Origin of the sequence: Dactylosporangium sp. NPDC049742 (genome assembly GCF_040674675.1) — a bacterium.
Classification (GTDB): Bacteria; Actinomycetota; Actinomycetes; order Mycobacteriales; family Micromonosporaceae; genus Dactylosporangium; species Dactylosporangium maewongense.
Genome location: NZ_JBFANF010000020.1, coordinates 85844 through 108328, shown reverse-complemented (window position 1 = coordinate 108328; position 22485 = coordinate 85844). Strand labels below are relative to the sequence as shown.

The 22485-nt window shown below is 72.5% G+C and carries 26 protein-coding genes; 17 read left to right on the top strand and 9 right to left on the bottom strand.

All coding sequences use genetic code 11. The features are described 5' to 3' along the window. Positions 1 to 62 precede the first annotated feature (62 nt). Positions 63 to 1775: a DEAD/DEAH box helicase gene (locus tag AB0J72_RS24605; RefSeq protein WP_363402374.1), complete on the bottom strand. Its 1713-nt coding sequence runs from the start codon at positions 1773 to 1775 to the stop codon at positions 63 to 65. A gap of 141 nt (positions 1776 to 1916) precedes the next feature. Continuing rightward, the gene (locus tag AB0J72_RS24600; protein WP_360558369.1) at positions 1917 to 2195 is read right to left on the bottom strand and encodes a DUF3039 domain-containing protein; all 279 of its coding nucleotides are present in this window, start codon (positions 2193 to 2195) and stop codon (positions 1917 to 1919) included. Between the two features lie 29 nt (positions 2196 to 2224). Here AB0J72_RS24600 and AB0J72_RS24595 point away from each other — a divergent pair, with 29 nt between their 5' ends. Both AB0J72_RS24595 and AB0J72_RS24590 read left to right on the top strand, forming a co-directional pair. Further along, positions 2225 to 3166, top strand: coding sequence for a pseudouridine-5'-phosphate glycosidase (locus AB0J72_RS24595; protein WP_363402372.1), 942 nt, complete (start codon positions 2225 to 2227; stop codon positions 3164 to 3166). Next, the gene (locus AB0J72_RS24590) at positions 3163 to 4056 is read left to right on the top strand and encodes a PfkB family carbohydrate kinase (protein WP_363402370.1); all 894 of its coding nucleotides are present in this window, start codon (positions 3163 to 3165) and stop codon (positions 4054 to 4056) included. The genes AB0J72_RS24595 and AB0J72_RS24590 overlap by 4 nt, the downstream gene beginning before the upstream one ends. A gap of 122 nt (positions 4057 to 4178) precedes the next feature. On the opposite strand, the gene AB0J72_RS24585 is transcribed toward AB0J72_RS24590, so the two are convergent. From AB0J72_RS24585 to AB0J72_RS24575, 3 genes are read right to left on the bottom strand one after another with little or no spacing between them, the layout of a single operon-like run. Further along, positions 4179 to 4553, bottom strand: a complete 375-nt coding sequence (locus AB0J72_RS24585) for a DUF3099 domain-containing protein (protein ID WP_363402368.1) — start codon at positions 4551 to 4553, stop codon at positions 4179 to 4181. Positions 4554 to 4581: 28 nt separating this feature from the next. Then, entirely contained in the window at positions 4582 to 5067 is a 486-nt protein-coding gene (gene mscL, locus AB0J72_RS24580; RefSeq protein ID WP_363402366.1) for a large conductance mechanosensitive channel protein MscL, read from the bottom strand. Beyond that, entirely contained in the window at positions 5042 to 5635 is a 594-nt protein-coding gene (locus tag AB0J72_RS24575; RefSeq protein WP_363402364.1) for an HhH-GPD-type base excision DNA repair protein, read from the bottom strand. The genes mscL and AB0J72_RS24575 overlap by 26 nt, the downstream gene beginning before the upstream one ends. A gap of 222 nt (positions 5636 to 5857) precedes the next feature. Between AB0J72_RS24575 and AB0J72_RS24570 the strand changes: the two genes are divergently transcribed. From AB0J72_RS24570 to AB0J72_RS24555, 4 genes are all read left to right on the top strand, one after another. Then, positions 5858 to 6520 (top strand): DUF998 domain-containing protein, encoded by a 663-nt coding sequence (locus AB0J72_RS24570; RefSeq protein ID WP_363402363.1) that lies wholly within the window; start codon positions 5858 to 5860, stop codon positions 6518 to 6520. 144 nt (positions 6521 to 6664) lie between these two features. Further along, positions 6665 to 6943, top strand: a complete 279-nt coding sequence (locus AB0J72_RS24565; protein WP_363402361.1) for a hypothetical protein — start codon at positions 6665 to 6667, stop codon at positions 6941 to 6943. 14 nt (positions 6944 to 6957) lie between these two features. After that, complete coding sequence (locus tag AB0J72_RS24560; protein WP_363402359.1) at positions 6958 to 7287, top strand: type II toxin-antitoxin system PemK/MazF family toxin; 330 nt, start codon at positions 6958 to 6960, stop codon at positions 7285 to 7287. 169 nt (positions 7288 to 7456) lie between these two features. Then, positions 7457 to 9127: a glycosyltransferase 87 family protein gene (locus AB0J72_RS24555; protein ID WP_363402357.1), complete on the top strand. Its 1671-nt coding sequence runs from the start codon at positions 7457 to 7459 to the stop codon at positions 9125 to 9127. Here AB0J72_RS24555 and AB0J72_RS24550 read toward each other — a convergent pair. Further along, positions 9111 to 9542 (bottom strand): SRPBCC domain-containing protein, encoded by a 432-nt coding sequence (locus AB0J72_RS24550; RefSeq protein WP_363402355.1) that lies wholly within the window; start codon positions 9540 to 9542, stop codon positions 9111 to 9113. The two genes, AB0J72_RS24555 and AB0J72_RS24550, sit on opposite strands and share 17 nt — an antisense overlap. 174 nt (positions 9543 to 9716) lie before the next feature. On the opposite strand from AB0J72_RS24550, the gene AB0J72_RS24545 reads away from it, so the two are divergent. The 6 genes from AB0J72_RS24545 to sigB all read left to right on the top strand — a co-directional run bounded on the left by AB0J72_RS24545 (position 9717) and on the right by sigB (position 14076). Further along, the gene (locus AB0J72_RS24545; RefSeq protein WP_363402353.1) at positions 9717 to 10178 is read left to right on the top strand and encodes a heme-degrading domain-containing protein; all 462 of its coding nucleotides are present in this window, start codon (positions 9717 to 9719) and stop codon (positions 10176 to 10178) included. A gap of 43 nt (positions 10179 to 10221) precedes the next feature. Next, positions 10222 to 10668, top strand: a complete 447-nt coding sequence (locus tag AB0J72_RS24540) for a hypothetical protein (protein ID WP_344503207.1) — start codon at positions 10222 to 10224, stop codon at positions 10666 to 10668. Positions 10669 to 10724: 56 nt separating this feature from the next. Further along, the gene (locus AB0J72_RS24535) at positions 10725 to 11066 is read left to right on the top strand and encodes a hypothetical protein (RefSeq protein ID WP_363402351.1); all 342 of its coding nucleotides are present in this window, start codon (positions 10725 to 10727) and stop codon (positions 11064 to 11066) included. 17 nt (positions 11067 to 11083) lie between these two features. Continuing rightward, positions 11084 to 12547: a methyltransferase gene (locus tag AB0J72_RS24530; RefSeq protein ID WP_363402350.1), complete on the top strand. Its 1464-nt coding sequence runs from the start codon at positions 11084 to 11086 to the stop codon at positions 12545 to 12547. Then, complete coding sequence (gene dtd, locus AB0J72_RS24525) at positions 12544 to 12966, top strand: D-aminoacyl-tRNA deacylase (protein WP_360558392.1); 423 nt, start codon at positions 12544 to 12546, stop codon at positions 12964 to 12966. The genes AB0J72_RS24530 and dtd overlap by 4 nt, the downstream gene beginning before the upstream one ends. Positions 12967 to 13077: 111 nt before the next feature. Next, positions 13078 to 14076, top strand: coding sequence for an RNA polymerase sigma factor SigB (gene sigB, locus AB0J72_RS24520; RefSeq protein WP_344503211.1), 999 nt, complete (start codon positions 13078 to 13080; stop codon positions 14074 to 14076). 563 nt (positions 14077 to 14639) lie between these two features. On the opposite strand, the gene AB0J72_RS24515 is transcribed toward sigB, so the two are convergent. Then, complete coding sequence (locus AB0J72_RS24515; protein WP_363402347.1) at positions 14640 to 17192, bottom strand: GNAT family N-acetyltransferase; 2553 nt, start codon at positions 17190 to 17192, stop codon at positions 14640 to 14642. A gap of 40 nt (positions 17193 to 17232) precedes the next feature. Here AB0J72_RS24515 and AB0J72_RS24510 point away from each other — a divergent pair, with 40 nt between their 5' ends. Then, positions 17233 to 17502, top strand: a complete 270-nt coding sequence (locus AB0J72_RS24510; protein ID WP_363402346.1) for a DivIVA domain-containing protein — start codon at positions 17233 to 17235, stop codon at positions 17500 to 17502. Between the two features lie 119 nt (positions 17503 to 17621). Here AB0J72_RS24510 and AB0J72_RS24505 read toward each other — a convergent pair whose 3' ends face one another. Then, entirely contained in the window at positions 17622 to 18782 is a 1161-nt protein-coding gene (locus AB0J72_RS24505; RefSeq protein ID WP_363402500.1) for an acetoin utilization protein AcuC, read from the bottom strand. Between the two features lie 203 nt (positions 18783 to 18985). On the opposite strand from AB0J72_RS24505, the gene AB0J72_RS24500 reads away from it, so the two are divergent. The 4 genes from AB0J72_RS24500 to AB0J72_RS24485 all read left to right on the top strand — a co-directional run bounded on the left by AB0J72_RS24500 (position 18986) and on the right by AB0J72_RS24485 (position 21402). Next, positions 18986 to 19666, top strand: a complete 681-nt coding sequence (locus AB0J72_RS24500) for a metal-dependent transcriptional regulator (protein WP_344503254.1) — start codon at positions 18986 to 18988, stop codon at positions 19664 to 19666. Further along, positions 19666 to 20013 carry a helix-turn-helix domain-containing protein gene (locus AB0J72_RS24495; protein ID WP_363402344.1) on the top strand — a complete coding sequence of 116 codons (348 nt, stop codon included), beginning with the start codon at positions 19666 to 19668 and terminating at the stop codon, positions 20011 to 20013. Before AB0J72_RS24500 ends, AB0J72_RS24495 begins: the two co-directional genes overlap by 1 nt. A gap of 63 nt (positions 20014 to 20076) precedes the next feature. After that, entirely contained in the window at positions 20077 to 20622 is a 546-nt protein-coding gene (locus tag AB0J72_RS24490) for a Uma2 family endonuclease (protein WP_363402342.1), read from the top strand. Between the two features lie 51 nt (positions 20623 to 20673). Next, a complete protein-coding gene (locus AB0J72_RS24485) occupies positions 20674 to 21402 on the top strand; it encodes an NAD(P)H-binding protein (protein ID WP_363402340.1) in 729 nt (242 codons plus the stop codon). 37 nt (positions 21403 to 21439) lie between these two features. Here AB0J72_RS24485 and AB0J72_RS24480 read toward each other — a convergent pair whose 3' ends face one another. Further along, entirely contained in the window at positions 21440 to 22483 is a 1044-nt protein-coding gene (locus tag AB0J72_RS24480; RefSeq protein WP_363402338.1) for a lysylphosphatidylglycerol synthase transmembrane domain-containing protein, read from the bottom strand. Positions 22484 to 22485: the final 2 nt, after the last annotated feature.

Below are 22485 nucleotides of genomic sequence, written 5' to 3'. Positions count from 1 at the left end.
CGAGTAGCGGATCCGGTCGCCATCACGGCCGGATCCGCTACTCGATCAACGGCGGGCTGCGGTCACATGGTCTGGATGGTGGCGATCCGCTCCTCGAGCTGCTCGATCGTCGCCTGGGCGCTCGGGGGGCCGCCGCAGAGGCGGCGGAGCTCGGCGTGGATCTTGCCATGGGGCAGGTTGGTGCGGTGGTGGTGGGCGGCGACCAGGGTGTTCAGCTGGCGGCGCAGGACGATGCGGCGCTCGCCGGCGGTTTTCGGGGGTTCGGGAGCCATGGTGGCGGCGGCGGCCGGGGCCCGGCGCTTCTCGGCCGCGAGCTGCTCGGCCTGGCGCTTGTTGAGCAGCGTGGACACCTGGTCGGCGGTGAGCAGACCGGGCAGCCCCAGGTACTCCTCCTCCTCGGCGGAACCGCTCTGCGCCGGCACACCGAAGGCGGTCCCGTCGAAGATGACCTGGTCGAGCTCGGCCGTCGCGGAGAGGGCCTCGAAGCTCTTCAGCAGGTCGTCGCCGACCTTCTCCTCCCGCTGGGCGCGCTCCAGCAGGTCGTCCTCGAAGCCTTCCTTCGTCTTCGGGGCGCCGAGGACGTGGTTGCGCTGCGCCTCCATCTCGGAGGCGAGCCCCAGCAGGTGCGGCACGCTCGGCACGAAGACGGTCGCGGTCTCGTTGGTGCCGCGGGCGCGCACGAAGCGGCCGATCGCCTGGGCGAAGAAGAGCGGGGTGGAGGCGCTGGTGGCGTACACGCCGACGGCCAGGCGCGGGATGTCGACGCCTTCGGAGACCATCCGGACGGCGACCATCCAGCGCTCCTGCGACGCGGCGAACGAGGCGATGCGGCCGGAGGAGCCCTGGTCGTCGGAGAGGACCACGACCGCCTTCTCGCCGGTGATCTCGCCGAGGACCCTCGCGTAGGCGCGGGCGGCGGTCTGGTCGCTGGCGATGACGAGGCCGCCCGCGTCGGGCATGCCGCCGCCGCGCAGCACCTGCAGGCGGGCGTCGGCGGCGCGCAGGACCTGCGACATCCAGTCGCCGGTCGGGTCGAGGGCGGTGCGCCACGCCTGGGCGATGAGGTCCTGGGTCATCGGCTCGCCGAGGCGGGCGGCCAGCTCGTCGCCGGCGGAGGTGCGCCAGCGCGTCTCACCCGAGTAGGCGAGGAAGATGACGGGCCGCACGACGCCGTCGGCGAGGGCCTCCGCGTAGCCGTAGGTGGTGTCGGAGCGGGAGCGGGCGATGCCGTCGTTGCCCCGCTCGTACTGCACGAACGGGATCGGGTTCTCGTCGGACCGGAACGGGGTGCCGGTCAGCATCAGCCGCCGCACGGCGGGCTCGAACGCGGCCTTGACGCCGTCGCCCCACGACTTCGAGTCGCCGGCGTGGTGGATCTCGTCCAGGACGACAAGGGTTCTTCTCGTGATCGTTCGCCGCTTGTGTACCTCCGGAGCGATGCCGACCTGCGCGTAGGTGACGACCGTGCCGTGGAAGTCGGAGGACGTGTGCACGTCGGCATTGCGGAAGCCCGGGTCGAGGTCGATCCCGACGCGGGCGGCCGCCTCCGCCCACTGCTTCTTCAGGTGCTCGGTCGGCGTGACGACCGTGACGTTGTCGATGGTGCCGTCGGCGAACAGCTCCAGGGCGATCCGCAGGGCGAACGTCGTCTTGCCGGCGCCGGGCGTGGCGACGGCGAGGAAGTCCTCGCGCTTGCCGCGCAGGTACTCCATCAATGCCTTGCGCTGCCACACCCGGAGCGTCTGTCCTGCCTGCACCACCGGACGCGGCGGCATGCGGCACCCCCTCGAGGACCATGAACCCACACGGAAACGCCTCCGGGTCTGGTGGACCGCGAAGGCGTTGCTCAGCCTAGCGGGCGCGGACGGGCCAGGTGCCGATCCGCGCCGAACGTCACTGTGAGAGGAGGACGACCGTCAGGACGGGTCGTCGTTCTGCACGACGTTTTCGTAGATGTCCTTGCAGACCGGACAAACCGGGAACCGGCTCGGGTCGCGCGACGGGACCCACAGCTTGCCGCACAGCGCCCGCACCGGCGTGCCCTCGATCATGGCCTGCATGATCTTGTCCTTGGGCGCGTAGTGCGAGAACTTCTCGTGGTCGCCGGCGTCGTAGCGATAGTCGGTCTGCTCCTCGACGCGCTCGTCCGTGAGCGTCGAGCCGCCACCGCCTGGAGTCTCGGGAGTCGTTGTCACGGTCCCAGTCTGCCAGGCCGACGGCCACGATGCCGCACGGCGAGCGGGGTTATCGTTGCGTGGTGATCAACCATGCCATCCGTTACGGTGCCGAGGTCGCGGCGGCCAGGGAGGCCGGCTCGCCGGTCGTCGCGCTGGAAAGCACCATCATCTCGCACGGGCTGCCCCGGCCGTCGAACCTGACCGTCGCGAGGGACATCGAGGCGACCGTGCGGGCCGCGGGCGCCGTCCCCGCGACGATCGGCATGCTCGGCGGCGAGATCGTGGTCGGCCTGTCCGACGAGGAGATCGTGCACCTGGCCGGCAGCGACGACGTCGTGAAGCTCTCCGTGCGCGACCTGGCCCCCGCCGCGGCGGGACGGGCCGACGGCGCGACGACGGTGGCGGCGACCTCGGCGATCGCGGTCGCGGCCGGCATCGCGGTCTTCGCCACGGGCGGGCTCGGCGGGGTGCACCGCGGCGCGGGCACGACGTTCGACGAGTCGGCCGACCTGACGGCGCTGTCCCGGCTGCCGATCACCGTGGTCTGCGCCGGGGTGAAGTCGATCCTGGACGTCGGCGCCACGTTGGAGCGGCTGGAGACGCTGGGCGTGAGCGTCGTGGGGTACGGGACCCGCCGCTTCCCCGGCTTCTACCTCACCGACGGCGGGTTCGATCTGGACTGGTCCGTCGACGACCCGGCCGGAGCGGCGGCCATCGTGCGGGCGGCCCGGGCTCAGGCGGTACACCAGGGGGCGACGATCATCGCCAACCCGCTGCCGGCCGACGAGCAGCTCGACCCCGACCTGCACGACCGCGTCCTCGCCGAGGGCCTCGCCGGCCTGGAGCGCGACCACGTGACGGGCAAGGACGTCACCCCCCACCTGCTGTCGCACTTCCACGCCGCCACCGAGGGCCGCTCGCTGGACGTGAACGTGAGGATCATCCTGCGCAACGCCGACCTGGCGGCCCGCATCGCCGCGGCGCTGTGACGGTCGTCGTCGTCGGTGACGTGGTCACCGACATCGTCACGGTCCACGAGGGGCCCCTCGCCATCGGCTCCGACACGCTCGCCTCGGTCGCGATCCGGGGCGGCGGGTCCGCGGCCAACACGGCCGCCTGGCTCGGCTCCGTCGGGCACCCGGTGGTGTTCGCGGGGGTCGCCGGCGACGACGAGCCCGGCTCCGCGCGCCTGGCCGAGCTGGTCGCGGCGGGCGTCACGACCACCGTCCGCCGCGTGCCGGAGGTCGCGACCGGGACGGTGGTGGTGCTCGCCTCCGACGCGGAGCGGACGATGTTCACCGACCGGGGCGCCAACCAGCTCCTGTCCCCCGCCGACGTCGACCGCGCCCTCGATCTGGCGCTCGCCGCGACACCCGGCGCCAGGCACCTGCACCTGTCCGCGTATGTCCTGTTCGACCCCGACTGCGCGCCCGCCGGCCGTCACGCGCTGGTCGAGGCGCGCCGCCGCGGCCTCACGACCAGCCTCGACGCCGCGTCGGCCGCGCCGCTGCAGCGCCTCGGGTCGTCGTTCTGGGCGTCGGTACCGGATGTCGACCTGCTCTTCGCCAACCTGGACGAGGCGCAGGTCCTCGCCGGAAACGGCACCGCGGCCTCGCTGGCGACGGCGCTGCTGGACCGGGCCGGCGCCGTGGTGGTGAAGTCGGGGGCGGCCGGGGCGACCTGGGCCGGACCTTCCGCCGCACCCGTCCATGTACCGGCGGCGCCGGTCGCGCGGGTGATCGACCCGACCGGCGCCGGCGACGCGTTCGCCGCGGGGTTTCTGGCGGCGTGGCTCACCGGCGCGTCGCCCGCGGACGCGCTGGCCGGCGGCGCCCGGCTCGGCGCCCTGGCGGTCTCCAAGGTCGGCGGCCGCCCGTAGCTCCGCACCCTGGCGGTGTCCAAGGTCGGCAGCCGCCCGTAGCTCCGCGCCCTGGCGGTGTCCAAGGTCGGCGGCCGGCCGTAGTGCCGCGCCCGGCCCCTGGCCGCCCAGGGGCCGTCGGCTCAGCCGTCGATGACCTTGGGCTCCTTGGGCTCCGCGTGCTCGCGGTCGCTGAGCGCGTGGGCCGGATCGGGGTGCGACTGCTGCGGCTGCCGCCGGGACTGCAGTTTGTTGCGGAGCAGGTGCTCGGGCCGCGGCCCCCGGTCGTTGGCGAGCAGCACCGCCGCCCACGGCAGGACCAGCGCCCCGGCCACCAGCAGGCTCAGCCACAGCCACAGCAGCGGCACCTTCGCCGTGACCAGCACCGCCGCGACGATCACGCAGAGGCCGCGCAGCAGCATCATCGCCACATACCGCCGCTCGCGGGATCGAAGCTCCTGCTCAGGCGAACGCTCGGCGGTGGTGATCAGCTGCGGTTTCTGCCTGCGTCCCATCATCACCACCGAGTCTGCCACGTTTCGCGGATCAGGTGTCGGACGGCTTCACCGGCGCCGCATGCGCGCCGCCGCTGGGGTCGGTCGGCCGGTTGACGCTGCCGGTCGCGAGCAGGTCGCGGATCTCGGTCAGCAGCCGGATGTCTTCGGCGGGCGCGGCCGGCTCGGGCTCGATGCCCCGCTTGCGCCGCTCGGCCAGCTTGTTCATCGGCAGCACCACGAGGAAGTAGACGGTCGCCGCGGTCAGCAGGAACGCGATCACCGAGTTCAGGAACGACGGCCACGCCAGGAACTGCGACCCGATCTTCAGCCCCTGGTTCTTGTCGTCGACCCCGATGCCGCCGGTCAGCTTGATCAGCGGTTGCAGGAAGCCGTCCGTGAAGGCTTTGACCACGTCGTTGAACGCGGCCCCGATGACGACGGCGACGGCAAGCTCGATGACATTGCCGCGCGAGATAAAGTCCTTGAAACCCTTCAGCACGTTAGGCACATTACGACCCCGGCCGCCCCGACGCACCCGGTGCTTTCGCCGCCGCCTTCATCAGTTTCTTGAACTCCCTGACCTTTCCGAGGGAGTCGCCGTCGACGATGTCGGCGACGGAGCGGTGCGAGCCGACCTCGCCGTATCCGCCGGCCGCCTCACGCCAGCCGTCGGGCTGGACGTCGTACTGCTTGCCGAGCAGCGCCACGAAGATCTGCGCCTTCTGCTTGCCGAAGCCCGGCAGCGCCTGCACCCGCCGCAGCAGCTCGCCCCCGGAGCCGACACCGGTCCACATCGCGGCGGTGTCCCCGTCGTACCGGTCCACGAGCACCCGGCACACCTCCTGCACCCGGGCCGCCATCGCCTTCGGAAACCGGTGCAGCGCCGGCGGCGTCGCGAAGATCTCCACCAGCGCGTCGGGCTCGAACTCCGCCAGCTCCTGCGCCGTCGGCTCATGCCCCAACCGCTGCGAAAGCACCCACGGCGACGAGAACGCCTTTTCCAGCGGAATCTGCTGATCCAGCGTCATCCCGACCAACAACGCCAGCGGGTCCCGGTCGAGCAGCGCATTCGCCTCAGCGGGAATCGGCAACGAGAACGGCATGCGTACATCTTGCCTTGCCAGCCCGTCTCAGAACGGTGGCAGCTCCGGGTTGTACGAGTCTTTGTCCTGCACCCAGGTATTGGCCCGCTTCTCCACGGGCCACCGCGCGTCGATGACGCCGCAGCATGAGATGTGACCGGCGTCACATTGGCGTCGTGTCGGATCGTGGGGCGGTCGTTCGAGAGACGGGTGACAGGCCACCACGAAGGAAGGACCCCCGCCATGACCACTACCACCGTCCCGGACCACATCCGCGCCAACCGGGTCACCCGGTCGCTGCTCGGTTACGGCGTGCTCGCCGGGCCGTTCTACGTCGGCGTCAGCCTCGCGCAGGCGCTGACCCGCGACGGGTTCGACCTGACCCGGCACGCCTGGAGCCTGCTGTCCAACGGCGATCTCGGCTGGATCCAGATCACCAACTTCGTCCTGACCGGCCTGATGGTGATCGCGGCCGCCGTCGGGCTGCACCGTGCGCTGCCGGGAAGCCCGTGGGCGGCGCGGCTCGTGGCGGTCTACGGGGCGAGCCTCGTAGCGGCCGGCGCATTGCGGGCCGACCCGGCGATGGGCTTCCCCGCCGGTACACCTGAAGGACCGGGCACGGTGAGCTGGCACGGCATCGGGCACCTCGCCGCGGGCGGCATCGGCTTCCTCTGCGTGATCGTGGCGTGCTTCGTCGTCGCCCGCCACTTCGGCCGCGAGGGCGGCAAGGGCTGGGCCGTGTACAGCCGGGTCTCGGGCGTGCTGTTCCTCGCCGGTTTCGCCGGCATCGCCTCCGGCAACAACGCGCCGGCCCTGACCCTGGGCTTCGTCGCGGCCGTGATCGTCATCTGGACCTGGCTCGCGGCCGTCTCCGTCAAGCTGTACCGGGCCCTCCCCGGATGCTGAAGGGCCGAGCAGGGAGCAGAGAGCAGGGCGTCACCGACGACGCCCTGCTCGACGGCAACCGATCGGAGTTGACCGCGGAAACGCTGGATGTCTAAAGCGAGTGGCCATGTGGCCATACATATGGGGAGCGCTATAGTGTTGACTATGGCGAAGACGACGGTCAGCGTGTCGACCGAGGCGAGGGACGTGTTCGCGGCCGTCGCCGCGAGTCGCAACACGACGATGTTCGCCCTGCTCGAGGAGACCGCGCGAAGGCTGGAGCGGGAAGAGGCGATGCGCCAGGCCACGCTCGACTACGAGCGGCTGGAGAAGGAGGACCCGGCCGGCTTCGCCGAGTATCTCGCCGAGGGTCGTCTGTGGGACCTGACCTCGGGCGACGGCCTCGGCGACGCGCGGGCCGAGTTCCCGGAGCTCAACCCGTGATCCGTCGGGGCGACGTGCTCATCGCCGACCTCAGTCCCGTCATCGGCCATGAGCAGGGCGGGCGCCGGCCGGTGCTGGTGCTGTCCCCGGCGGGCTATCACGCGTGGCCCATCGAGATGGCGGTCGTCGCGCCGATCACCTCGCGCGACCGGCGGCTTCGGCACCACATCCCCCTCGGGCGCGAGGCCGGCCTGCACACCGAGCCGAGTTTCGTCATGCCGGAGTACGTTCGCGCGATCTCGCGACAACGCCTCACCGGTCGCGCGCTCGGTGCGGCGCGGCCGGCAACCCTCGACGAGGTCGAGCGCTGGGTCTCGCAGTTCACGTCGGAGCCTCCGTTCTGACCGCCGGTCCCGAGCGCTTCGGTGCTCGTCCTGTGAGCGCGGCCACCGGGCGGTTGTAGCGTTCCGGACAAGGGCAGGGGTGTCCCGGCGCCGGGACAGGGTCGCTACCTCGGGAAACGCTGATGAGCGGGGGGCCGCCGGGGTTGATCGGGCGCCATAGCCTGGTGCGATGTTCGAGCGCAGGGTGGTCGCGGCGTGGGCCGTGTTCGGGGGGATCGCGGCGGTGTCGGCCGCGCTGGTGTGGCGGCGGCCTGATGCGCAGCGCCTGTCGGACCTGCACATCTACTACGGGGCGGCGAAGTTCGACGGGCCGCTCTACGACTACGTGGCCGAGAACGGGGGGCCGTTCACGTACCCGCCGTTCGCGATGGTGCTCTTCCGGCCGCTGAGCATGCTGCCCGAGGCGACCCTCGGCGTGCTGTGGCTGGCGATGACCTGCGCGGCCGTGATCGCCATCGCCCGCACGGTGACCAGATCCAGCACCGCGACAGGCGCCGCAGCCCGCACCGCAGCCCGCACCGCGACCGGCGCCGCGCCCGGCACCGCAGCCCGCACCGCGACCGGCGGCGCGGCCGCGACAGGCACCGCGGCGCAGAGCGGCGGAGGCGTGGGGAGCCGGTTCTTCACGCGGGGGCTGATGGCGGCGGGGGTGGCCACGGCGTTGCTGGTGTCGGCGCCGGTGCAGAGCAACCTGCGGTTCGGGCAGGTGAGCATCTTCATCGTGCTGCTGGCGCTGGTCGATGCGGGGCAGGTGGTGCCGGCGCGGTTCCGGGGGATTCTGGTCGGGGTGGCGGCGGCGATCAAGCTCACGCCGCTGCTGTTCGTCGTGTACTTCCTGGCGGCGCGGCGGTACAGGGACGCGGCGCGGGCGGGGGTGGCGTTCGTGGCGTGCGCGGGGGTCGCGGCGGTGCTCATGCCGGGGGCCAGCGTGCGGTACTGGGGCGGCACCATCTTCCAGACATCGCGCATCGGCGACCTCGCCTCGCTGGGCAACCAGTCGGTGCACGGGATGCTGCTGCGGATCGGGCTGTCCCCCGCGACGCTGCCGGTCGTGTGGGCGGTGCTGATCGCGGCGATCTGCGGGGCCGCGCTGCTGCGGGCCAGGGCGCTGCACCTGCACGGTGAGCCGGTGCGGGCGGCGGTCCTGGTGGGCTGCGCGACCGTGGCCGCGTCGCCGGTGTCGTGGACGCACCACCAGGTGTGGACGGTGCTCGCGGCGATGCTGCTGGTCGCGGCCGAGGGGGCGTGGCGGCGGGTGGCCGGGGTCGTGCTGCTGGTCGTGATGACGCTGTCGCTGGGGGTCGTGCTGCGCGGTGTGGCGCTGTACCCGGGCTGGCAGTTCCTGCTGGAGAACGCCCGCTCGCTCGGGCTGGCCGCCGTCTGTGTCGCGGGGGTCGGGGGCGCCGCGCTGCGGCTCGACCGGCGCGCGCGGCTCCGCACGACGAGGCGGATCGCGGTCGCGGCCGTGGCGGGGCTCGCGGCGCTCGCGCTCACGCCGCTGCCGGCCGGCGCCGACCCGACGTTCAAGGCTTACGAAGCGGACGACCTCACCAACCCGCGCTACTTCTACTTCACCGGCGCGCCGGCCGCGGGTGAGCCGATCGCGTACATGATCCGGCGGGAGAAGACGAAGGTCCGGGTCAACGGCGTGGTCGGGGCCGAGGTGGCGGGGCTGCGGTACACCTCGGCGCCGGGCGGGGCGGCCCGCAGCATCCCGCTGCTGGAGGCGGACGCGGGGGTGCGCACGTTCTCGTTCCGCAGCGCGAACCTGAGCCACGGCCGCCTCGACGTGCTGGACGCCAGCGGGGAGGTCGCGGCCAGCTTCACGAACCTGGCGTGAACCGCTCGGCCTCCAGCACCGACTTGAGGCGGCTCAGAATCCGCGACCAGGCGTCGTCGCGCTCCGGGTCGGGCTCGCGGTCGAGGTCGTCGCAGGTGAGCGAGACCCGGCAGAGACCCGGCTCGGCGGCGGTGATCTCCCACGTCAGCCAGCAGTGCACCTCCTGTTCCGCGCCGATGCCGGTGTACAGGTTGTGCACCAGCAGCCGCCCCTCCTCGACGTGCACGATGTGCCCGTGCAGCACGTCGGGGACGGGGCCGGCCGCGGCCCGGTAGACGATGGGCGCGCCCGGGACGAACTGCGAGTCGACCGCGAGGCCCAGGTAGAAGCGCCGGGTGAAGGCGGGCTCGGTGATCGCCCGCCAGACGCGGGCCGGGTCGGCGGCGATGTACAGGCTGCAGGTCGAAGTCCTCATACCCGTATCGTGCCGGGGTGACTTGGGAGGCGCTTGCGCCCGACTTGGCCCCGCCGCCCGTACAGTGGCCGCGACGACGAACCGAGCGCCGACGGCCCGCCAGTAAAGGCGGCCCGCCAGTACAAGAGCAGCTCGCCGGTACAGTGGCCGCGACGACGAACCGAGGAGCCTTGCGTGGAAGACCTGATCGCCGAGCTCGAGGCGCAGGAGGAGCGGCTGCGGTTCACGCGGTTCGACAACGACGACGCCTGGACGCTGGGGTCGCTGCTGGTGCGGCTGGGCAAGGAGCGCGGGCTGCCGATCACGATCGACATCCGCCGGCACGGTCACCAGCTGTTCCACGCGGCGCTGCCCGGCACGGCACCCGACAACGACCGCTGGATCGAGCGCAAGATCAGGGTCGTGGAGCGGCTGAACGCGTCCTCGTATCTGGTGGGGCGGCGGATGGCCGCGCAGGGCAAGGCGATGGACGCGGCGTACGGCGTCGACCCGGCCGACTACGCCACGCACGGCGGCGCGTTCCCGATCCGGGTCGTGGACGTCGGCGTCGTCGGGGTCGTGACCGTGTCGGGACTGCCGCAGGCCGAGGACCACGCGCTCGTCGTCGAGGCAGTAGGGATGTTCCTCGATAGATAGAGGGTTGTCTCAGCGCGCGGGCGGGCCGAGGATTCCGCGTGTGATGAAGCGACTTCTCGTGTGCGTCGCCGCCACCGCGGCCCTCGCACTGACCGGCTGCTCCGACGACGCGCCGACGAACAACGGCGCGGTCGCGGCACCCAGCGTGCAAGAGTCCCTGACGCCGCAGACCGGCCCGGCGCCCACCAAGCCCGGCGCGAGCCCGCAGGCGGGATGCCCGGTCGACGCGGCGACGCTGGAGAAGGCGTTCGTGGCGAACCTCGACGTCTCCAACGCGGTCGACATCGGCAAGGGGCTGACCGACATCAGCTGCGCCGACGACTGGGCGACGGCGGTGACCCAGCCCGAGGCGATGGACAAGGCGACGGTCCTGTTCCAGTACGACACCGGGAAGAAGCAGTGGCTGGCGATCGCCGGCGGCACCGACGGCGCCTGCCGGTCGCACGTGCCGGCCGCGGTGGTCAAGAAGCTGAAGAACTGCGTCAGCTGACGCCGGAGTTCGTGCGGGGGGCTAACGAAAAGTCCGGCTTTATGGTCACATAGGTCATGGAGCGTGAAGCACTGCTCCGGCTCCTCGACGAGGTGCCGGGGGAAGCGTTCGTGGCCTGCAAGGACGCGATCCGGGCCGGCGCGGACTACGTCGTGTGGGACGACACCGTGCCGGCCGATCAGCTCGCCCGCAGCTACTCGCGGCGGGCCCAGCACATGGCGAAGATCGGCACCCCGATGCTCGGCGGCGACGACGCGATCGCCCGGCTGCAGATCGCCGGCGGCCGGCCGCTGCGCATCGGCGAGGCGAAGGTCGAGGACCCGCCGACGCACTTCCAGCTCTTCCTCACCGCCGACGCCACGCGCGTCGTGGCCTGTTTAGGAATCGACCAACGTTGACGTAGCAGGATGTCAGGGTGGACGCACTGCTCGACGCCGACGGTCTCGCCCGGCTCCGTGAGGCGCTGACCTCCGCCCGGTACACCTCCCAGGGCATCAGGGACCTGCTGGGTGAGCCCGCGACGGCCGCCCTCGCCCGCAACGACTTCCGCGCCGCGCTCAAGCGCACCGAGGAGCAGCCCGGCCGGCTCGCCACCCTCGTGCGGCTCTTCGTGTGCGGCCAGACCCTGCCCTTGTCCGCCGTCGCCGAGGCGCTCGATCCCCTGCCGCTCGAGGCCGCGCTGCCGCTCCTGGAAGCGGATGGGGATGGCGTACGGGCAGCGGTGGAGCTGGAGCCGTACGGCGACTGGTGGGTCGTGGCCGACCTGTCCGCCGGGATGCGACCCGGGCGGCCGCTGCCCGGCGACCACGTGCTCGGCATCGGCGGCGCCTCCACCACGCTCGCCGCCGCCGCCCTGCGCGACCCGGTGGCCACGGCGCTCGACCTGGGCACCGGCTGCGGGGTCCAGGCGCTGCACCTGTCGACGCACGCGGCGAAGGTCACCGCGACCGACCTGCTCCCCCGCGCGCTGCGCTTCGCCGCGACGACCGCCGCCCTCAACGGCCTGGACTGGGAGCTGCTGCACGGGGACATGACCGCACCGGTCGCCGGGCGCCGCTTCGACCTGGTCGTGAGCAACCCGCCGTTCGTCGCCGGACCGGGGACGACCGACCACACGTACCGTGACTCCGGCCGCCCCGGGGACGCGGTCTGCGCCGAGCTCGTCGCCGCCGCCCCGGGCCTGCTCACCGACGGCGGTCACATGCAGTTCCTGGCCAACTGGCTGCACGTCAGCGGCGAGCCGTGGGAGGACCGGGTCGCCGACTGGCTCGCCGGCACCGGCCTCGACGCGTGGGTGATCCAGCGGGAGGTGTCCGACCCGGTCGCGTACGTCAACCTGTGGCTCTCCGACGCCTCCGTCGACCCCGCGCAGCAGCCGGCCATCGCGGCGGCCTGGCTCGACTGGTTCGACGCGCGGAAGGTCGACGCGGTCGGGTTCGGCCTCATCACGCTGCGCGCCGGCGGCCACGACGACCCGACGGTGCGGATCGAGGACCTGCGGCAGACCGTCGACGGGCCGCTCGGGCCGCTGATCGGCGACTGGTTCGCCCGCCAGGACTTCCTGCGGTCGGGTGACCTGCTGGGCACGCGGTTCGCCGCGGCGCCGGGCCTCACGCTGCGCCAGGAGGCCACCCAGGGGCCCGACGGATGGGAGGTCGGCCGCCAGGTCCTCGCGCTGCCCGACGGGCTGCGGTGGCGGGAGGAGGTCGACCCGGTGGCCCTCACCCTCGTCGGCGCCTGCGACGGCTCCGTGACGTTGGGCGACCAGGTCGACGTGTTGGCGGCCGCGCACGATGTACCGCCGGACGTCCTCGCCGACGTGGCGGTCCCCCTGGTCGCCCACCTCGTGGAGCGCGGCATCCTGCTGCCCGCCTCGTGAGGGCGCTCGTCCAGACGGTGAGCCGCGCGTCGGTCACCGTCGCCGGTTCCGTCGTCGGCGCCATCGACGATGGCCTGCTCGTGCTGGTCGGCGTCACGCACACCGACGACTTGACGACGGCTGCGACCCTGGCCCGGAAGGTGCACGAGCTGCGCATCCTTCCCGAGGAGAAGTCCGCCGCCGACCTGGGCGCGCCGCTGCTGGTCGTCTCGCAGTTCACGCTGTACGGCGACGCGCGCAAGGGCCGCCGCCCCACCTGGATCGCCGCCGCCCGCCCGGAGGCGGCGGAGCCGCTCATCGAGGCGTTCTGCCAGCACCTGCGAGACCGGGGCGCAGTGGTGGAAACCGGGCGCTTCCGGACCCACATGCTGGTCGAGAGCGTGAACGTCGGACCCCACACGGTGATGCTCGAAATCTAGGACTCACGGATTCGTGCCACGGCTCGGCCGCCTCACCGCCACTTCACGCCCGCTGGGCGAAGCTTCTCCCGTAGGAATGATCGCGCCACTTGCACACGGGAGGCGAGCGAAGTGGCCCAGCCGCTGAGTGACACCACGGAGTTCAACGCAGTCGACGTCGAGACCGACGAGCAGCACGAGCCCCAGATCGACAACACGGGCGTCTCAGCGGACCTCGTTCGCGCATACCTCAACACCATCGGACGGACCAAGCTGCTCACCGCCGAGCAGGAGGTCGACCTCTCCAAGCGGATCGAGGCCGGGCTCTACGCGGAGGAGAAGCTCAGCGCGGGCGACGTCCACCCCGCCTGGATGAACACCTACGAGGTCGTCGTCCGCGAGGGCCGCGCCGCCAAGGCTCACCTGCTCGAGGCCAACCTGCGCCTGGTGGTCAGCATCGCCAAGCGGTACACCGGCCGCGGCATGGCGTTCCTGGACCTCATCCAGGAGGGCAACCTCGGCCTCATCCGCGCCGCGGAGAAGTTCGACTACACCAAGGGCTACAAGTTCTCCACGTACGCCACCTGGTGGATCCGGCAGGCCATCACCCGCGCCATGGCCGACCAGGCCCGCACCATCCGCATCCCGGTGCACATGGTCGAGCAGGTCAACCGCATGGTCCGGGTCCGCCGCGACCTCTCCGCCACCCTCGGCCGCGAGCCGGTCGTCGCCGAGATCGCCGCCGCCCTGGGCATCGAGGAGTACCAGGTCATCGAGCTGATCTCGTACGACCGCGAGCCGGTCAGCCTCGACCAGGCCGTCGGCGAGGACGGCGAGAGCGCCCTCGGCGACTTCGTCGCCCGCATCGACCCGCGCGAGGAGCCCGGCGACAGCGTCTCCCAGGGCATGCTCAAGTCCGAGGTCGAGATCGTCCTCTCCACCCTCTCCCAGCGCGAGCAGGCCGTGATCAGGCTCCGCTTCGGCCTCGACGACGGCCGCCAGCGCACCCTCGACGAGGTCGGCCGCGAGTTCGGCCTGTCCCGCGAGCGCATCCGCCAGATCGAGAAGGTCACCCTCCTGAAGCTCCGCCACCCGTCCCGCGCCAAGCGCCTCGAGGCCTACGCCAGCTAGACGAGGCCGCACCGACCCGACCCGCCTTGATCGACAGGAATCTGTGGCTGCGGCGACAGCCAGACGTCCCTGTCGATCAAGGCGTTGTCGTTCTGCGGATCACGACAGCAACGCGACGACATGCGGCCGGACGACCGCCCCGACACCAGGCGCCCAGATCGATCTTCACGGTGATCGAAGGACGGATCCGGCCGCCCGTACGACCAGAACCGTCCTTGGATCACAGCGGTGGCGGCGGCGAACACCGCGCCGCTGGACGCGGCGGCGCGCTGCGGTCGTCCCGCTCAGGCGCCCCGGCCACCACACCCCGCACGGCTCGCCCACACGACGGATGATCGAAGGACGGCTCCGGCTGCCCGCGCGACCAGAACCGTCCTTGGATCACGGGACCAGGGCACCCCACTGCTGGACGCAGGCCGGGGCCGGCCACCGGATGCGGCGCAGCCGCTGGCCCTGCCTCGCGTCTCGGCGCGGGCAGTGCGCCGCAGCGCGGCGCATTGGGGTGCGGGTGAGAATCCCCGCCGGGACCCGCCGCGACAGCGGTGGGGCGGAAGCACAGCGCGTCAGTACAGGCGGCGGGGGCCGCTGTCGGGGCGGGGCAACGGGGACGTGAACGTGGCGGTCGCGTGCAGGACCGCCAGGCCTTCGGGGCGGGCCAGGATCGGGTTCAGGGACAGCGACGACACGGTGGGCTGGTCGTCGGCCAGGCGGCCGATGCGCAGGAGCAGGTCGGCGAGGGCGTCCAGGTCGACCGGTGCGGAGCCGCGGTACCCGGTCAGCAGCGGCGCGGCGCGCGGGGCCCGGACGAGGGCGGCCGCGTCGCGGTCGGTGAGCGGGGCGGGGCGCCACGCGCGGTCGCCGAGCAGGTCCGCGGCCTCGCCGCCGAGGCCGAAGCCGACGACCGGGCCGAAGGCGGGGTCGTCCACGACCTCGACGACACACGCGACGCCGGGGGCGACCATCGGCTGGACGAGCACCTCCACGCCGATGCCGAAGAGGCGTTCGAGCTCCTGGTATGCCTCGGTGACCAGGTCGGGCGACGTGAGGTTGAGCCGGACCGCGCCGAGGTCGATGCGGTGCCGCCACGGCTTCGTCGCGACCTTCAGGGCGACGGGCAGGCCCAGCGACCCGGCGACCGCCGGGACCGACTCGCCGGAAGCGCGCAAGGACGGGACGACCGGGATGCCGTACGCCGCGAGCAGCTCGTCCACAGAGGACGACACGGGTGCGGGCGGGAACGACGGCACGGTGCCGACGGGTTCGCGGCGCCAGGCGGCGTAGCGGGCGACGCGGCCCAGCGCACGCACCGCCTCCTCGACCGCCGGATACGTCGGCAGCGCCAACGGGTCGCCGGAGCGGTAGGCGGGCGCTACGGCGAAGGACGGGTCGGCGGGCAGGACGACCGCGAGGGGACGGCCGGGCTCCAGCGCGCGCAGCAGCTCCGCGACGCCGAGCTCGCCCGGGAGGGCCAGGGCAGGCGCGTAGGCGGCGATGACCGCGTCGGCCGAGTCGTCGGCGAGCGCTTCCCGCACGGCCTGGACGAAGTCCGCGTCGCCGACGGTAGGGCCGAGGTCGCGGACGGAGGCGACCCGCAGCCCGGCCGCCGGCGCCTTCGCGACGGTCAGCACGCCCAGGGCGGCGGCGTTGGTGACGACGGCGACGCGGTCGCCGGTCGGCAGGGGCTGGCCGGCGATGAGCAGGCCGACGTCGAAGAGCTCGGCGACCGTGTCGACGCGGATCACGCCGGAGCTCGCGAAGAGGGCGGCGACCCCGCGGGCGTCGGGGCCGGTGGCGACGGCGTCGAGGGCGGGCGGCCGCACGGGGCTCGCGACGGCGGCGACCGGTTTGCGCCGGGCCAGCTCGCGGGCGATGCGGGCGAACTTGCGCGGGTTGCCGAACGTCTCCAGGTAGAGCAGCACCGCATCGGTCTGGGGGTCTTCGCGCCAGTACTGGAGGGCGTCGTTGCCGGACACGTCGGCGCGGTTGCCGGCGGACACGAAGGTCGACAGGCCGAGCCCGCGGCGGTCGGCCTCGGCGAGCAGCGCGGTGCCGAGCGCGGCGGACTGGCTGAAGAAGCCGACCCGGCCGCGGCGCGGCAGGAGCGGCGCGAGGGTCGCGTTGAGCTGGACACCCGGGTCGGTGTTGGCGATGCCGAGGCAGTTGGGGCCGACGAGGCGCATGCCGCGGCCGCGGACGGCGCGCAGCAGGGCGGCCTGCGCCTCGGCACCGGCGGGGCCGGCCTCGGCGAACCCGGCGGACACGACGACGAGCCCGTGCACCCCGGCCGCGGCGCAGTCGGCGACGACGGAGGGCACCGCTTCCGCCGGTACCGACACCACCGCCAGATCCACGGGCTCCGGATGGCCGGCGAGGACGGGCACCGCCGGCAGGTCGCCGACGGTGGGCGCCGACGGGTGTACGGGGACGATCGGGCCGGCGAACCCGGCTGCCTTGAGGTGGGCGAGGATGGCGGCGCCGATGCCGGTGCCGTCGGCGCGGGCACCGTAGACGGCGACGCCCCGCGGGTTGAGCAGCCGGCCGATCGAGCGGGTCTCGGCGCGCTGCTCGCGGGCCCACTGCACGCGCATCGAGTCGGGGGTCGCCGCGATCGGGAACCACAGGTGCACGACGCCGTCGGAGAACTCGCGCTCGATGGAGAAGCCGGCGGCCATGAACACGCGCAGCATCGCCTGGTTGACCGGCAGGACGTCGGCCTCGAACTCGGTGATGCCCTCCTGCGACGCGGCGGCGACGAGGTGCTCGATGAGGACCGAGCCGATGCCGCGGCCCTGGTGCGCGTCCTCGACGACGAACGCGACCTCCGCCTGGTGCGAGCCGGCGCCGAGCCGCTCGTAGCGGCCGACGGCGATGAGCTCGCCGCCGTGCTCGATGACGAACGCCTCCCGGTCGTGGTGGTCGACGTTGACGAACCGGTCGAGGTCCCGCTGCGGGATCCGCGGGTACGCGGAGAAGTACCGCAGATACCTGGTCCGCTCCGAGAACCGCGAGTGCAGCGCGACGATCCGGTCGGCGTCGTCGGGGCGGATCGGTCGCAAGTGGACGGTCGTGCCGTCCGACAGCAGGACGTCCGCGGCCCGCTCCGGTGATTCGGTCACGCCTTCATGTTCGCACTGCCGGGTTTAGTACGGTGTCCGGATGATGCTCACCCCGGCCGACGTGCAAGCCGTCCGGTTCACGAAGGCGGCGTTCGGCAAGCGCGGCTATGACGAGGACGAGGTCGACGCGTTCCTGGACGTCGTCGCGCAGGCGCTGACCGCGCTGCAGGACGAGCTGTCCACGCTGCGGGGCACGCCCTCGCCGGAGACCTCGTTCGGCACGTCGACGGCGGCCGAGTCGGCGATGCTGGCCGAGCTCGACCGGATCAAGCAGCGCCTGACCAGGCTCGAGGCCGTCGTGCAGCATTAGCTCGACCTTGTGCCGTTTGCCGCCGGTGTACGGCGTGAGCCACGGCCGTCGGCGTCGGCTTGACCGTGACGGTCCGGCGTACAGCGGCGGCCTGACCGTGACGGTCCTGCTGTTCGGCGTCAGTCGCGCGGGTCGTGTGGGTCGAGGCCGAAGAACGGGAACGCCGCCGCCCGGGTCGCCATGATCGCCCGGTCCACGGCGTCTGGAGTCTGGCCCGGCACCCACGGCGTCCACTCCCCCGACCCTCCGTCGGTCATCGACGTCGGCACGGGGTTGTTGGAGCGCTTGCTCGCGGCGAGCGCCTGCCACGACGCCGGGATCGGCGTCAGCGGGTCGATGGCCTCGCCGGTGACGACCGCGAGCAGGTGCGTCCAGGCCCGCGGGACGCACTCGACGAGCGCGTACCCGCCGCCGCCGCTGGCGACCCACTTGCCGCCGGCCACCTCGGTGGCGAGGTCGCGCAGCGCGAGGTACGCGGCCCGCTGCCCGTCCACCGTCAGCCACAGGTTGGCCAGGGGGTCGTGCCGGTACGTGTCGGCGCCGCACTGCGTGAACAGCAGCTGCGGCCGGAACGCGCGCAGCACCCCGGGCACGACGGCGTGGAACGCGCGCAGCCAGGCGGCGTCGTCGGTGCCGGGCGGCAGCGCGACGTTGACCGCGGAGCCCTCCGCGCCCGGCCCGCCGGTCTCGTCGGGGTAGCCGGTCCCCGGGAAGAGCGTCCGCGGCGACTCGTGGAGGCTGACGGTCAGGACCCGCGGGTCGTCGTAGAAGATCTCCTGGACCCCGTCGCCGTGATGTACGTCGATGTCGACGTACGCGACCCGCTCGGCCCCGAGCTCCAGCACGCGCGCGATCGCGACCGCGGGGTCGTTGTAGACGCAGAAGCCGGCCGCGCGGGCGGGCATCGCGTGGTGCAGCCCGCCGGCGATGCTGACGGCCCGGTCCGCCTCGCCGAGCCAGACCGCCTCCGCCGCGGCGCGGGTGGCGCCCGCGATGAGTGCGCTGGCGTCGTGCATGCCGGGGAACGTCGGGTTGTCCGACGTGCCGAGCCCCATGATGCTCAGCCGCCGGCCGGTCGACGCGGCGCGGACCACGGCGATGTAGTCCGGGTCGTGGACGGTGCCGAGCACGTCGTCGCTCGCCGGCTCCGGCACCCGCAGCGTGACCCCTTCCCGGTCGAGGATGCCCAGCTCACGGGCGAGCGCCATGGTCAGCTCGACCCGCACCGGATCGAGGGGGTGCTCGCCCATGTCGTACCGCAGCAGCGCGTCGTCCCACATGACCAGTGTGTTCACGTGACCGGCCCCTCCGTTCCACTGTGCGCGGGTACCCTGCGCGCGCCGGTAGGATTGCGTGAAGCGGTGACCCCCGCTTCCCACACCAGCTCGGCGACGACGGCACCGTCCAAGATCGCCTGGTTGGCTGTCACGTTCCAATCTTGACGTACGCGACGAGTACCATCGCGTACCGGGAGGGCAAGGCAGTGAACGACCTGGTCGATACCACCGAGATGTACTTGAAGACGATCCTGGAGCTCGAGGAGGAGGGCGTCGTCCCCAAGCGCGCCCGCATCGCCGAGCGACTCCACCAGAGCGGACCCACCGTCAGCCAGACCGTCGCCCGCATGGAGCGTGACGGCCTGCTGATCGTCGAGGGTGACCGCCACCTCGCGCTGACCGACGAGGGCCGCGTGCACGCGGTGGCCGTCATGCGCAAGCACCGCCTCGCCGAGCTGCTGCTGGTCAACGTGATCGGCCTACCCTACGAGGAGGCCCACGAAGAGGCGTGCCGCTGGGAGCACGTCATGAGCGACGCCGTCGAGCAGCGGGTGTATGAGCTGCTGGGTCGCCCGACCCGCTCGCCGTACGGCAACCCGATCCCGGGACTGGAGAGCCTCGAGGGCAGCGCCACGCCCCACGACCTGTCCGACCCCGAGCGCAACCTCGCCTTCCCGGGCCTCGCCGGGGCGGTCGTGGTGAGCCGCATCTGCGAGAGCGTCCAGACCGACGCCGACGTCCTGCGCCAGCTCCACACCGCCGGCATCGACCCCGGCGCCACGGTCACCGTGGCCCAGGAGCGCGACGGCGTCAGCATCGACCGGGCCGGCGAGCGCATCCGGCTGCCCCGGGAGGTCGCGTCGCGGGTGTTCGTCGCGGCCCACTGATGCATCCCGGGTGCACGGTCCAGGAGCTGGTCGACCGCGTCGCCGGCAAGTGGAGCGTGTGCATCATGGTGGCCGCCGCCGACGGCCCGATCCGGTTCACCGAGCTGGAGCGGGCCATCACCGGCATCAGCCGCCGCATGCTGACCCTCACGCTGCGCAACCTGGAGCGTGACGGGATGCTCGTGCGGACCGTCTACCCGACGGTCCCGCCACGGGTCGAGTACTCCCTCACCCCCATGGCCGCCGAACTCCACGCCGCCCTCCTCGCCATCACCACCTGGGCAGAACGCCACCGCGCCGACGTCGCCCAGGCCCGCGAACACTACGACGCCCGCACCGCCACTTGAACTTGCATGGGCATGTGCTCATATGTAGGCTTCTCGCATGTGGGGTGCCCTAGACTGGGCTGGATGAGTGAGGAGCACGGCATGAACGCCGCCCCGAATCTGCCGCTCGGGCCGCTCACGTTGAAGGACGTGACAGCGCTCGCCGCGGCTGACGATCAGCACCGGTTCGAGCTGGCCGAGGGGAATCTCATCGTCATGCCGCCGGCGACCTGGAGACACCAAGAGATCAGCCTGCTCATGGGCGCGTGGCTGCTCGCCCGTGGCTTCCGCGGACGGGTGAGCGTCGCACCCGGCGTCAAGACCGCCGACGACAACCGTAATGGGCGCATCCCTGACCTCGCTGTGACCAAGGCTGCCGCCCCGCCGGACGAGATCTGGCTGGAGGCAGCGTCGGTGCTGCTCGCCGTGGAGATCGTGTCACCCGGGGCGGAGCGCACCGACCGGTGGTTCAAGCCCATCGAGTATGCCGAGGCTGGGATCGAGCACTTCTGGCGGGTCGAGCCCGACGACACGGTGCTGCGGTTCCAGCTCGTCGACGGGGCGTACAAGGAGATCGGCCGCGAGCCGCTCGATACGCTGCTCGACGGTGAGGTGCCGGACCTGGACTGAGACGGTGGCCACACCGTGTCACGTTCTCGGAGCTGGGGCGTCAAGTAGGCCATGAAGCGAACAGTGCTTGTCACCGGGGCGACCGGGACGCTCGGGCGGGACGTGGTTGCCGTCCTGCGGGAACGTGGACATGACGTGCGGGGGCTCAGCCGGTCGAAGCCGGGCTACGCCCATGGCGACCTGCTCACCGGGGCGGGGCTCGCCGAGGCCCTCGACGGGGTCGACGTGGTCGTGCACGCGGCCACCGACGGGCGGAGGGACGTCGCCGCCGCCGGGAAGCTGATCGAGGCGATGGAGCGGGCGCCGCAGCGGCCGCAGCTGGTGTTCGTGTCGATCGTCGGGGTCGACCGGATCCCGTTCGGCTACTACAACGACAAGGTGACCATCGAGAAGATGGTGGCCGGGTACGGCGGGACGAGCTTCCGGGCGAGCCAGTTCCACGACCTGGTGCTGACGATCGCGAAAGGTATGACGAAGCTGCCGCTCGTCGGGTTCTATCCGGCGTTCGACCTGCGGCCGGTCGAGGTGCACGACGTGGCGGTGCGGCTCGTGGAGATCGTCGAGGGCGAGCTGCCGGCGACGCCCGCCGACCTGTCCGGGCCGCAGCGACGCAGCGCCCGTGACCTGTGGCGGACGTACCTCGAGCGGGCCGGGAAGCGGCGGCTGCTGATCCCGGTCAGGCTGCCGGGCAAGGCGTTCCGGGCGCTGCGCGGCGGGGCGGGGACCGGCCCCGGCGGCGGCACCGGCACGTGGGAGGAGTACCTGGCCCGGACGCTGTGACCGCGGGCCCAGCCCCACGACCAGCCGGGGAGGCGGCTCAGGACTGCGACGGCGACTGCGACGGCGACTGCGAGGACGACGGCGACGACGCCGGCGCGGGTGCCGTCGCGTGGCGGATGCGGCGCAGGCCCACGGCGCCCGCGACGCCGGCGGCGGCCACGTCGGCGACGGTGAAGAGCAGGCGCGAGACGAGCGTCAGGGCCCACGCCGTCGCCCACGGCACGCCCAGGCCGGCCAGGGCGATCGCCATCAGGAACTCGCGGGCGCCCAGGCCCGAGGGGGCCACGATGACGAACGTGCTGATGCTCATCGCGAGGGCCATCGCGAAGACGCTGCCGGCGAGGCCGGACAGGCCCGGCAGGTGCGCGCGGACCAGCAGCCAGACGTGCAGGCCGGCGGTGACGTAGCCGGCCACGCACCACGCGACGCTGGAGAGGATCGGGCGCCAGGTGATCGGCCGGTCCAGCGGCGGGCGGCGCAGCACCCGCATGGCCCGGCCGACGATCCAGGTCAGCAGCGGCGGGTAGCAGCAGGCGACCGCGAACGGCAGCAGGATCACCGACGCCCAGACGGCGATGGAGCCGAAGACCTCGTGCCCCGAGGCCTTGATGCCGTCGAGGGCGGTGCCGAAGCCGGGGGTGGTCAGGATCAGCCCGGACGTGACGCCGAGGCCGCTGACCAGCACCGAGCCGATGAACACCTTCGAGCGGGAGACGCCGGCGCGGCGGCCGAGCTCCATCTGCACGACGTATGCCCACACCGAGCCGGGCAGGTACTTGCCGAGGGAGCCGACGAGCATGATGGGGGCGGCGTCGCGGACCCGCAGCGGGTGGTCGATGCTGCCGACCATCGCCCGCCACGCCATCATCGTCGTCCACAGGGAGGCGACGGCCGCGAGGAGCGACGCGATCAGCGACGGCCACGACAGCGCGCGGAACGTCGCCGCCACCGCGGACCACTGCTGGACCGTGGTGGCGACGATGAAGTAGACGATGCCGGCGGCGGCGAGGATGCGCACGGCGGTGATCAGTCGGGCCCGCCACGGCTTGGCTGGTGCCACTTCGACGACAGGCTGACCCACGG